Source organism: Planctomycetota bacterium (assembly GCA_038746835.1).
In the GTDB taxonomy this organism is placed as follows: domain Bacteria; phylum Planctomycetota; class Phycisphaerae; order Tepidisphaerales; family Tepidisphaeraceae; genus JBCDKH01.
The window spans coordinates 1-11,857 of record JBCDKH010000119.1 but is presented as its reverse complement, the minus strand read 5'-3'; the positions used below and the strand labels follow the sequence as shown (position 1 = coordinate 11,857).

The window sequence follows — 11,857 nt, the reverse complement described above, 5'->3', positions numbered from 1 at the left end:
GCAAGCCACCGAGACCGCCACGGGCAACTAGGTGACAGGGCGACGCGTCGCTTGGTGACGGCGTGCATTGCATCCCTCGAACATGAGAGGGAGTCGGACTTCGGGATGTCAACAGTGAGCCGCCCGCGACAGCGGGCGTGTTGGGTCCACGAAGCGCCCGCTGCCGCGGGCGGCTGACTTTCGTAGACGACGCGATTGGGAGACGAGTCCGAAAGAATCCGACTTGCGGAAAAGAAGCAAGACGCCGACCGAGAAGGTCGACGTCTTGCAACAGGAGAGAGATGCCTATTCGCGGCCGAAGCCGACGTGTGCTGCTTGAGACTCAGGCCCGCCGGCGGCGAAGGGCGGTGAGTCCGGCGACAGCGAGAAGCCCGGCGGTCGCGGGTTCCGGGATGGCGTTGCCGTTGACGGTTCCGGCACCCGAGGCGCGGAACTGCGTGAGGCTGTGCCCGTTGTCTTCGACGTCTGAGATGTTCGTCGAGACGAAGCTGAACGTGATGAGATCGAAGTCGTTGAAGCCGGGCCAGTTCGGCACGCGGGTCAGCGGCTCCTGCTCGGCAAGGAAGTCTGCTTCACCAATGAAGCTGATGCCGATCTCGTTTCCGGTGTAGAACGCAGTCACTGCGTTGGAGCTGCCAACGTTGAGGTTGAGCCAGCCCTCGCCACCGATCGTGGTGTCGAGGTCGAGGTTGAAGTAGCCTTGCTCCTGCTGGTTGGTGGTCGTTCCGCCGTCAACAGGAATCAGGAACCCTGGCAGGCCGATGCCGGCGCTGATGTCTCCAACGACCGTCGCGATCTCAACGCCGTCGACGAAGAACGTCGCGGCCTCGACGTCATCACGCGGGCCGGCGGTCGGAGCGGTCTGGATGTTGAACTTGCCGTCGAAGCCAAGGAAGACGTCCAAGCCAGTCAGCTGGATCTCCAGTTCCGCGGCGTCAGCATTTGGAGCTGCTACCCCGATGGCTGCGGCGCTCGCCGCGGCTATCAAATAGTTGCGCATTTTCAGGGGCCCTTCTTTTCGGTTTGCGGTTCGGTCGTTTTGTGTCAATGAGCCGTTTTCGGCTCTTTTCGCGTTGTTTGCCGGGATCGGTTTGCCGACCACTGGAGTATTCTCGGCAGGCGTCGTTTCGCCAACGTGCAAAATCTGGATTTTTTGCTTGCAATCACTTGCGAATTTGATCCTCCCCGTTCACACCTGCAGTCGGTAGGCTCCGGCTGTCATGGCAAAGGTCTCAATCCTGCTCGAGAAAACGTTTGAGGACAACGAGTTGCATTACCCGCGGCTACGTCTGGCCGAGGCGGGTCATGAGGTGGTGGTCGTCGCCCCGAACACCGACTCGGACTACAAGGGCAAGTACGGGACGGTCCAGAAAGGTGACTTGGCCTCGGCGAATGCACAAGCGGGCGATTTCGACCTGATCGTCATTCCCGGCGGATCTTCACCCGACCACATGCGACGTGACGAGCACCTCGTTCGCCTCGTCCGAGATGCCCAGAAGGCGAGAATTCCGATGGCCGGCATCTGCCACGGCCCATGGATGCTTTGCACGGCCGACGCGCTACGCGGGCGACGTTGCACGAGCTTTTTCAGCATCATCGACGACTGCCGCAACGCCGGGGCCGAGTGGGTCGATGAAGAGACCGTAGTCGACGGTCACATCATCACGGCCCGCCACCCCGACGATCTCGGCTCGTTCATGAAGGCGATCCTCGCAACGCTCGCCGGGGAGCAGGCTCACAGCGTCAAGGGCTCGCCCAAAGCCCCGGACTGGGTTAGGTGATTCGCTTGAACCCCGGAACGATCGACCGCTAGTCGTCCATGCTGAAGTATGCGCGAGCGACCTCGTGATAGCGCGACGGCAAATCGCTGACGATTCCTTCGATCTGCGTCTGGGCCGCAGGTTGATCGTCTGGTGAGCCGGGATTGAGTGACTGTGAGTTCGTCACTATGTCGTCGGAAGCGATGCCGCTTCCGTTTGCCGAGGCAGTGCCATCTCCGATGACATCCGGCGATCGCGTGTCGGCCGCTGACGTTGACTGACCACGTTCCGATGTCACCGCCGAGACCATCGGTGGATCGGTATCACCGGTTTCGTTTCCGGGGCCAGTGCCGGGAGTCGTCTCGGCGCTGGGCAAGTCACGCCGATCGGAGCTGAACGCTTGAGGCTGCGGAGGTGCCGGGTCACCTTCATCCGAACCGACCACCAAACGATCCGGGAACGTGGCGACGCCGTCGGATTCAGCGATCGCAACCTGGTTGGTCGCAGATCGCCGCGACTCTGGCAAGATCTCAGAGAAGGCCAGCGACAGCACCGCAACCGCACTCGCCGCCGCAGGAACGCGCCACGCAGTGGTCGGGAGATGTCTCGCACTCACGTCGCCAGGCGTTGGCAGCGACAGAATGGGCGTTCTGGGTTCTCGAATCGCCGTCCCGAGAGACTGTGGCAGCCGAAGGGACTCGTCCAGCCGATCTGCAACGCCAACAAGCCGAGGCCAACGCGGCAGCGTCACGGTCAGAAGCACAACCGAAGCAACAACGCTCGCGGCAACGATGCCCGTCCATGGCCAAAATGCAATGGCGACCGCAAGTGCCGCCACTGCGCTGCATGCGAGACGCTGGCCGATGAGCCGCCGCCGCACGCGCGACACGGCTTGAAGGACTGCTTGTCGATCTTCGGTCAGCACCGGTCTTCCGCTGCCTCGACCTCGCGCAACATTTCCTGGACGGCGTGCATGCCGGGGTGAATGTCCAGCGCGTGGCGATAGCACTCGGCAGCGGCAGCGGAGTCACCCAGCGAGGCGTGGGCGTGGCCGACAGCGGCCCAGGCGACGAAGTGATTCGGCTCGAGTCGCAGGCACGTCTCGCCGTCGAGCAGCGCGAGGTCGGGGCGATTCTGCAGGAAGTGGGCCAGGCCGCGCTGGTTGTACGCGTCGGCAAACGCTGGCGACTCCGCGATCGCGGCATCGAAACAGCGAACTGCCTTTTGAATGTCGCCCTGGCCGAGGCAGTGCGAGCCGCGTCGTAGCCACTCGTTTCCGGTTGGGCTGCCAAGGCGACACCAGATGCCACACAGCCCGTGCTCGGCCATCTGTCGCACGCCTGCGTCTTGGTCACGCAGCAGCGGCACGAGACGGTCAACGCACCGCCGACATCCGACCGCGGCAAGCGAAAACGCTGCGACCTGACGGACGTCTGACCGCTCGTGTCCAAGAAACAGGCACAGCTCGCGTGGGCTGAGGTTCTTGCGAAGCCAGTCGGCCAGCACCGCCGACTTGTTTCGACGAAGCAGCGGCCCGGCCACACTGACGAGACGATCCGCCTGTTTGCCCAGCGGCGGCTTCCCGCGCACCGCCGGTGCTGGCTTGGTCGGCAGTGGAGCGAGTCGCTGCGTGGTCATCGATCGAGCAGTCTCAAAGAACTCAAGGGCGACCACCGGGAGTCTGCGGCCCGACCTGATCGTTCGAGCGGGCAGCGGCTTCGGCGACGCGGGCTTCGGTCGAGAAAGGATCGACGTAGTAGGCCATGCGGTCGAACTCCGTGTCGTTGAGCGACTGATAGCGGTAGCCCGTTTCGAGACGATTCACGCCCGAAGAGCACCCACCAAGCAGCAAGGCAAGCCCGCCGAGCGACGTCGCGGTGACGACGTGGTTGTACCGCTTTCGAAGCACGCGTCATGCTACGCCGTCCACGGCGGGCAGTTCGCTTTCGGCGCGGTTCGACTGGTCGTAGCGGGCGACGTGTGTCGAGCTAGCTCGCTCGCCACGGAAGTCTGAAAAGGCGGCAACCGGCGGACGCGGGCGAGGCGTTGCGGACGAACCCTTGAGCAGCAGGGGTGGCCCGAACCCGTTCGTCGGCGGACGAGATGACTCATCGGCCTCTGAAAGCTCCCACCCCGGCCGTCCCGTCTTGGCCAGCGATGGCCTGCGGGCATGCCCGGAGTCGGTGGTCCGGCGCCATCAAGGGCATCCATCGGTCCGGCCACAAAGTGCCAAGCCCTGGACGCCGCGGTTGCGCCGCCGGCACCATACGTGACCGACGCGCAGCCGACCATCGGCAGAATTCCACAGCGCTGGTAACACGGGCGACGGCCCGATCTTGCTGGCCGCCGCTACTGTCGCAACATGTCCGCCGGACGAAACCTCATCGTCGCTCTGACCGTCCTGGGTGCCATGGTCGCCCTGGGCTGGATGATCATCAAGTTCGGCGGCACCGTCGGCGGATTTGCAGCGGGCGGCGGGCACACCATCCAGCTCGAACTGCCACGCGTTGACGGCCTGAGCGAAGGCGGACGCGTCGTCTACCGCGGCAAGACCGTCGGACGTGTCGACCGCATCCAGCTCTCCGAAAGCCGAACCGGCTTCGACATCGGCATCACCGTCACCAATGACCAGATTCCAGCAAACGTGATCGCCGTCGTTCGTGCGATCAATCCGATCAGCGGCGGGGCGGTGCTCGACCTCGAACTCATCGGCAACACCGCCGAAAGCACGCTCTTCGAAGTCGCGACGATCGAAGGTCGATCCGAACTTGGCGGCCTGTTGCCACCCGAAGTGCCAATCCTGGCAGGCGAGGTGTCCGCACTCGTGCAGGACGTCCGCGAACGTCAGCTCATTTCGCTTTTGGCCCAGCAGATCGAGAAGCTGGGCGAGCTGACCGACTCGATCAACGCTGTCGCGGGCGATGAGCAGCTGGTCGACGACCTTCGCGGCACCCTTGCCAGCGCCCGCCGAGCCAGCGACGCCGCCGCCGAGGCCGCTGAGGTGTACCGCGACCTCGGCCGGGATATGGGCGAGCTGCAGGAGCGAGCCGTCGTCGTCATGGACGACGTTCAGGCAATGTCGTCTGACGCGCGGGAGATCACCACTTCGACGAAGATCCTCGTCGACGAGGCTCAGTCCGACGTCGACGCGATTTTGAGCAACGTCCTGACCAGCCTCACGCGGGCCGACCGTCTGCTGGCCTCTGGCGAACGCGTCGTCGGCCGACTCGAAGGCACCGACGGCACGCTCGGCCTGCTCCTCAACGACTCGGCGATCTACCGCATTCTGGAGGATGACCTCCGCATCGTGGGCGAGCTGCTCAAGGACGTGCGACGCGTCGTCGAGCAAATCGAGGAAGAGGGCGTGAGCGTCGACATCTTCCCTTGACGTCGGTCGTCGCTTACGCAGCAGCCTGTGCGCGATACCACGCGACGGTCTCTTTCAGGCCACGCTCGAACGAAACGATCGGCTCGTAGCCCAGGACGGCCGTCGGCTTGTCGAGGCCGGCTTGCGAGTGAGGCACGTCACCGGTGCGCGGCGGTTGGAATCGCGGCTCCAGATCGTCGCGGTCCAGGACCGAAGCCATTTTACGAGCGAGCTCAGACACGGTCACACGCTGGCCTGTGCCGACGTTGAACACGTCGCCGCCCAGCCGTGTCGCGTGCCGCGCGGCGAGCAGGTTGGCATGAACGACATTGTCGACGTGCGTGAAGTCTCGACTGGCCGAGCCGTCGCCGAAGATGGTCGGACGTTTGCCGGCGACGAGGTCCCGCGCAAAGGCGGCGATGACCCCGGCGTAGGCGCTGTTGGCGTTCTGACGTGGGCCGAAGACGTTGAAGTAGCGAAGCGAGACCACGTCGATCTCGTAACACGCGGCGTACGCCCGGCAGTAGCCCTCGCCCGCCAGCTTCGCAGCGGCGTAGGGGCTCATGGGCATGGATGGCATCGACTCAACCTTCGGCAGGGTCTGCGAGTCGCCGTACGCGCTGCTGCTGGCGGAATAGACGACGCGCGATACACCCATCCGCTTGCAAGCATCTAGAACATTGAGCGTGCCGCTCGCATCGGCCGTGTGATAGGCGATTGGGTCATTGACGCTGGCAGGGACGCTGACCTTGGCCGCAAGATGAAACGCGACATCGCACTGATCAGCCGCAATCTCGCAGGCGTAGGGATCGACAATGTCATCCTCGTGGACGCACACGTCGCCGCTGCAGTATGGCCAGCGGTTTCCGCCACTTGCGTTGTCGAGGATTACGACCGTTGCGCCCAGTCCTGCAAGAGCCTCCGTTAGATGCCCGCCGATGAAGCCGAGTCCGCCGGTGACGAGGCATCGTTTTCCTGCAAACGCACTGCCGTGAAGTGCATTCCAATCGACACGAGCCTCTGCCACAGCCCACACTAGAGCGGCACGCCGACGCAACGGAACGAGCCGACTCGCTCTGTCCGCAATCGAAACCGCCCGTAGCGTGCCACCGACGTGCCCGCCGGCGAAGACGAAACCCACTTCGACGTCCTGCACGTCACGCCACGCCTCGGCCGGTGTGGCGGCGGGGTTTGGCATTTCGTCAACGACCTCGCCCTCGCGCAGGCAGAGGCAGGCCAACGCGTCGCCGTGGTCGGGCTCGACTGCGATCACCTCGGCACAGACGCCCAGTCGCTACGCGAACACGACGGCGTCCACCTCGAGGTGGCAACCGAGACCAAGACGCCTCTGCCGGCACTGGGATACAGCCCCGACCTTGCCGCACGCTTGGATCGACTGGCCGCCAGGTCGGACCTCATTCATGCCCACGGCGGCCTTCGGATGTGGACGCTCTCACCAGTCCGTCGTGCGGCACAGAAACACGGCAGGCCACTGATGCTCGCCACGCACGGCGGTTTGTATCCGTGGCTGCTGAATCGCAACCGATTCAAGAAACGCCTGCTCTACCACACCCTCGATCGGCCGAATCTCGCCGCAGTGGATCGACTGCACGTGACGTGCGAGCAGGAGCTTGGTTTCTGTCGCGACTACGGCCTCGACCAGCCCGCAGCAGTTGTTCCGCCCGGCGTTCGGCCACTGCCGAGGGGAGATGCCGATCGGTGGCGTGTCGCTCATCCTGAGCTAGCAGGCCGAAGACTCTGCGGATTTCTGGGCTATTTCGATCGCAAGAAGGGCTTACTCAAGCTCGTCAGGTCGTGGGCGAACCAGTCGTCCGACGACTGGCATCTCGTCATCGCCGGGCACGACCAACGCGGGCATCAGGCAGAGCTTGAACGGGAGATCGAACAACTCGGGCTCGGCGGCCGGGTGACGATCCTCGGGCCGCAGGTGCATGACGCGAAAGTCGACTTTCTGGCTGCGATCGAGCTGTTCGTGTTGCCGACCGACTGGGAAAACTTCGGCGTGGTCGTCGGCGAATCGCTTGCAGCCGGCGTGCCGGTCGTGACGACCACCAACACGCCGTGGCGTTGGTTGAACGACGCACAGGCTGGCTGGTGCGTCGAGCCGACACAGCGTGCCGTCGACGAGTCACTCGCTAATGCGCTGCGTCGATCGAGGGACGAACTCACGGAGATGGGCGAGCGTGGTCGCCAGCGGATCGCCACCGACTACTCGTGGTCGAAGGCCGTCGAGCAGCTGGCGGAGTTCACTCGGCAGCCGGCAGAACGATGACGCGTCCGAACGCGTCGCCGAGGACCAACCCGCCAGCAATTGGGCGAACAGTCAGGTCGCCGCGAAGGTTGAACGGCTCGGCAGCGAGGTCGATCGTCCCGCGTGGCAAGCCTGACTCGTAGCCCTTTTCTGGCACGAGTCGACGCGAGAAGGTGACGAGCCGTGACGTCGTCGTGCCTTCGGCTCGATCGATGAGGAAGGCGTGCTCCCGTCCCAAGACGCCGCCGATGGCGGTGGCTGGGTCGAGCGCTCGGGCGTACACGTCGTCGGGACGAGTCCAGTGCGGGCCAACGTCGCCGCCGGGTGCGTCGAGGTCGTACGCCTCGACACCTCGCTCGCCGAGTGTGTAGACGCGTCGGCCTTCGACGAGGAACGATCCGCCTGCCGGGTGTTTGGGCCGCTCGTCCGCGACGTCGTTAGCCATGGCGGCGCGCGCTCGGTCACGGGCGTCGGGCGGGAAGTCGTCAAGGTCGAAGGGCGTCTGGGCGGAAGCGCCACGGAGCAGCACCGGCACTGGCTGGCCACGCGCCGGATCGTTGACGGTGAGCGTGTCGCCGGTCGCGAGGTCGATCGCGATGCCGTCGCGCCTCGACGCCGCGCGAAGGTCGGCCATGACGAGCAGTCGCCCGCCAGCCTCGACGACGCGCGGGAACTGCGGCCTTCCGAGCCAGACGTCGAACCGGCCGCCCGGCGCTGCCGCCTCGAACGGCCCGGCAGCCGCCGCAGCGTTGCGACGCGCCTCTTGCTCCAATCGGGCTAGACGGGTCAACGTTTCGTCGATGATCACGTCCACACCGCCTGCAAGCGGTGTCTGGGTCGCAGGATCGAGCAGGGCGATGCGGTCGTCGTACACCACTGCCACCCGGCCGCCGTGCAGCGGCAGGGCGTCGATCAACTTGCGGGCTTCGCCAGACCCAACTTCGCCCGAAGGCCCGGCGCGCGACATAAGCAATCGCCCAGTCGCTGCGTCGTGAATCGCAAGGCTCCAACCGTTGTCAGCTTCTGGCCGATCACTCTGGACCACCACGACATCGCGAGATGCACGCAGTCGGATATTGTCTTGTGCGGACGTTGCAACGGACCATCGCAGCGTGCCATCGGGCGTGACACTGGTGAGCTGACCGTCGCGGTATCGCACGACGTCATCGCCAGAAACGGCCGACGCGTCGGCGGGCTCGTGCAAGTTCCACTGGACCGCCCCGGTCTCTCCGTCGACGCTCACGAGCCCGGCCGGTCCGAAGGTGATCGCGTCACCATCGATCCATCGAGCGGCCGTCGCCTCGATGCCGATGTCCGTCGTCCAGCCATCGTCGAGCCCGACAGCGATCACTTCGCTGCCAGAAACAGCCAGCTCTACACCGCCCGATGCCGCACTGTGGACGGTTGGCAAGAGCGTCAGCAAGCCCTCGAACGACCGAACGCCGTCGAGGTCGAACAGCAGCGACGTCGCCGCCGCTGGGAGTGAGACGTCGGCAGCGGCGTCGCGTGCAGCCACGCTCGCACGACGACGCGTCTCCGCCGCCGCCTGCTCGACGAGGGTCGGCCGCATGCTGCCGTCGGGTTCGAGCGGCAGCGTGACCTGTCGCGTCGGACGTTGCGTCGCAAGCCACTCCAGACGACTGGCCGCGTCGGCGAGCGATTCCTTCGTTCCGTCCAGCAGATCGAGCTGGACGAGCTGAAGCCGAGCCTCGAAGCCAGCCTGCGCGTCGCGGCCCATCACTGCCGCCTCCAGCACACGCCTGGCCATCCCCGCGGCAGCGACCGCATCACCTGACTCTTCGAGCGTTCGCGCTGCCTGAAGGAGCGCCTCGATGCCGGCGGGCGATGTCGGGTACATCGCCGACACCTCGACCAACGCTTCCACGCCAACGGCCGAGTCGAGGGCCTCGCGGGCTCGACGGTCCGTCTCGTCGAAGAGGGTCGGCATGACGGATCCACGCATCGACGCCAGTCGCGACGCGGCCACGTCGCCAGCGGTGAAGCCCCGCAACGAACCGGTCTCGAATGGAAGGGCTCGCCAATCGGGGTTTTCGAGTACGTCGCGAACTGCAGCGAGCCTTGCTTCGTCGCCGCCGGGCGCGTCGCGGGCGTCATGGAACGCGAATCGAGCGCGGACGTGCTCGACCGGTTCGTCCGCAAGCGCTTCGGCCGCGTCGAGTGCGGCCGCGGTTGCGAGGCCGCTCGATGTCGGGATGACAGAGAGTGCGGTCTCGAAGGCGAGATCGTTCCCACCGGCGAGTGCTGCCGCTTCGTCAAGGCGCTGTCGGAAGCCGCTGAGGTTGTCTTCGAGGTAGTCGAGCCTGGCCAACGACGCGAGCGGCTCGGGATCCGTCGGGTCGGCATCGAGCGCAGCCAGAAGGCGACGTCGGACAGCGTCACTGTCGGCGAACACGCCGATCGCCTGCTGTCCCGCGACGATGACGCGATCTTCGGAGGCGATGAGGTTGCCGACGAGCGATTCGTTGTCGAACGCACGCGGCGGGTTGCCACCCGGCACCGTCGCGGCCGCCTTGTCGGGCGGCAGGCTCTCCCACGATCGCAGACCACCAAGCTGACCATCGAGACGTCGCCCCGTCTCCTTGTCGAGCAGGGCAATCCCGTCCCACAGCGGAACGAGCAGGTGCGCGTCGGTCACGGCCGGTCGACCCATGATCGACTCGCTCCGGCTGCCGCCGCGGTGGGCGGGCTGGCTGAATGGGCTGATCCAGTATGCCCAGTCCACGTCGCTCATTCGGGCAAACGTCCCGCTCGTGACCGCGTCGATGGCTGCGCCGAGTCGCACGCTGTAGATCGTCCGTCCGCCAAAGCCGTAGAGCCGATCGCCGTCGACGTGGAGAACGGTGCGAATCGCGTCGTTGTCGCTGCCGAAGTTGGTCCGGCCTGCCGGTCGAATGGCCGACAGACTCGGCGGTGTGTCGGGGATCGCCGCGACCAGCTCGCCGACGGCGGCGTCGTAGATGACGATCGACCGGGCGTCTGGTGGCCGATAGTAGAGCCGACCATCCGCGACGATCGGCGTCGACGCGTGGAACGGAAGCGACTTGGTAAACGGCGGTGACTCCCGAACCGTCGCACCGCCAGCTTGGAAGCGACGTCGCAATCGGCTGTCGGTCGTCCGCTCGGCCAGCGACGCCCGCTCGTACAAGTTGAGCCAGAGCAACCGGCCCTCATCCGACTCGATCGCGGCAATGCAGCCTTGGCCGGTCGGCATGTAGACAACGCCGTCATTGGCCGATGGCAAGACGTCAGGCTCTGGTTCACTGCGACTGGCCTGCTGGCGAAGGCGCCCTTCGCCGACGGTCATCAGGTAAATGATGTGTTCCAACGCGCCCGTCTCCGCGTTGATTCCAGCCGCGAAGGACTGAGAGAAAGCCTGCTGCCGCTGTGGGCTGGTTTGCACGAGCATCCACAGCGTCTGCCCGACATGGACCGGTGCTCCGAAGAAGTGCCCCTGCAAGAAGCCCGTGACCAGGTCGGCCTGCCCGGCGCGGGCGTCCTGGACGCCTTCGGTCACAAGCCCAAGCGCGGCTTCAACGTCGTCGCGATCGAAGTCGGAGACGTTCGTCCGCCAGAGCAGGCGTCCGTCTCGCCGATCGGCTGAAATCAACGACGGCCCACGTGTTCCCGAACGACCGCCCACGGCGTCCATGTTGAAGTCGCGTCGCCCGACGATGGCGAAGATGCGGTTGCCATCAATCACCGGGGCGAGCGCAGCTGCCCTGGGCGTCGGAAGGGCCGAGACGTCGGCGACGAGCACGCCGGCCGGACGGTCCTGCGTTGCCGGGTGCGTCTTCGTCCAAGCGATGGGTGTTTGCCTGCTGGCGAGTTCGAGCGCTCGCAGCGTGACGTTGTCCGTCCAATACAACACGCCATCCGCCAGCACCGGGAACATCCCGGCCATCTGCACCGTCTTGCGCCACGTGCCCAACCGCTGCTCGATGCCGCGGATTCCACCCGGGAAGGCTTCGTCGGGGACGACCATCGTGGCGAACTGCGGGCTGAGTTTCCCCGGCGACAGCTCAGCGGGCACATTCCGCGTCGGATCACCCGCAAACGTTGGCCAGCCGTCCACGATCGCGACGACGTCTCTTGGCGCTAGGCGGCCGTCCAGAAGGTCTCGGGCGACCTGTGCGAGGTTTTGCTCCTCGCCCGCAACAGTGCCGGTCGCGTTTGGGAAGTCATCAGCAAGTCGCTGAGAAGCAGACTCGGCATCGCTCGTCCGCCCGAGCAAACCGGCCGTTGCGACGCGACGCAGCAGCAACTCTGGAAGCTGCGAGGAACGCGACGACGGCACCGTTGCATCTCGTGCCGAGCGATATGCACTGCCGACACGGCCCGCGGCAAGGTCGCGATCGATCAGCTCGATCTGAGCTTCGCCGGCTGCGTCGGTGAGCGGGAACCGCCTGGCAATGGACGTCAGGCCGGCACGCCGGGCGG

The 11,857-nt window shown here is 65.5% G+C and carries 8 protein-coding genes; 3 read left to right on the top strand and 5 right to left on the bottom strand.

Features of this window, described 5'->3' with window-relative positions; genetic code table 11:
* Nucleotides 1-322 precede the first annotated feature (322 nt).
* Entirely contained in the window at nucleotides 323-904 is a 582-nt protein-coding gene (locus AAGI46_11685; protein ID MEM1012866.1) for a PEP-CTERM sorting domain-containing protein, read from the bottom strand.
* Between the two features lie 316 nt (nucleotides 905-1,220).
* Between AAGI46_11685 and AAGI46_11680 the strand changes: the two genes are divergently transcribed.
* Nucleotides 1,221-1,781 carry a type 1 glutamine amidotransferase domain-containing protein gene (locus tag AAGI46_11680; GenBank protein ID MEM1012865.1) on the top strand — a complete coding sequence of 187 codons (561 nt, stop codon included), beginning with the start codon at nucleotides 1,221-1,223 and terminating at the stop codon, nucleotides 1,779-1,781.
* A gap of 897 nt (nucleotides 1,782-2,678) precedes the next feature.
* On the opposite strand, the gene AAGI46_11675 is transcribed toward AAGI46_11680, so the two are convergent.
* Together AAGI46_11675 and AAGI46_11670 are read right to left on the bottom strand one after the other, a co-directional pair.
* Entirely contained in the window at nucleotides 2,679-3,398 is a 720-nt protein-coding gene (locus AAGI46_11675; protein MEM1012864.1) for a tetratricopeptide repeat protein, read from the bottom strand.
* 22 nt (nucleotides 3,399-3,420) lie between these two features.
* On the bottom strand, nucleotides 3,421-3,669 hold the full coding sequence (locus AAGI46_11670; protein MEM1012863.1) for a hypothetical protein: 249 nt from the start codon (nucleotides 3,667-3,669) through the stop codon (nucleotides 3,421-3,423).
* Between the two features lie 453 nt (nucleotides 3,670-4,122).
* On the opposite strand from AAGI46_11670, the gene AAGI46_11665 reads away from it, so the two are divergent.
* Nucleotides 4,123-5,148 (top strand): MlaD family protein, encoded by a 1,026-nt coding sequence (locus AAGI46_11665; GenBank protein ID MEM1012862.1) that lies wholly within the window; start codon nucleotides 4,123-4,125, stop codon nucleotides 5,146-5,148.
* A gap of 13 nt (nucleotides 5,149-5,161) precedes the next feature.
* Here the strand turns inward: AAGI46_11665 and AAGI46_11660 are convergent, their stop codons facing one another.
* Nucleotides 5,162-6,154, bottom strand: a complete 993-nt coding sequence (locus AAGI46_11660) for an NAD-dependent epimerase/dehydratase family protein (GenBank protein MEM1012861.1) — start codon at nucleotides 6,152-6,154, stop codon at nucleotides 5,162-5,164.
* Nucleotides 6,155-6,241: 87 nt separating this feature from the next.
* Between AAGI46_11660 and AAGI46_11655 the strand changes: the two genes are divergently transcribed.
* Nucleotides 6,242-7,420, top strand: coding sequence for a glycosyltransferase (locus AAGI46_11655; protein MEM1012860.1), 1,179 nt, complete (start codon nucleotides 6,242-6,244; stop codon nucleotides 7,418-7,420).
* Here AAGI46_11655 and AAGI46_11650 read toward each other — a convergent pair.
* The coding region (locus AAGI46_11650; GenBank protein MEM1012859.1) for a hypothetical protein at nucleotides 7,395-11,857 on the bottom strand (4,463 nt) is incomplete at its 5' end. The two genes, AAGI46_11655 and AAGI46_11650, sit on opposite strands and share 26 nt — an antisense overlap.

Bases quoted from the DNA above. Each gene is read 5' to 3' on its own strand.
- AAGI46_11680 (MEM1012865.1), top strand. From the start codon at position 1,221: ATGGCAAAGGTCTCAATCCTGCTCGAGAAAACGTTTGAGGACAACGAG.
- AAGI46_11675 (MEM1012864.1), bottom strand. From the start codon at position 3,398: ATGACCACGCAGCGACTCGCTCCACTGCCGACCAAGCCAGCACCGGCG.
- AAGI46_11665 (MEM1012862.1), top strand. From the start codon at position 4,123: ATGTCCGCCGGACGAAACCTCATCGTCGCTCTGACCGTCCTGGGTGCC.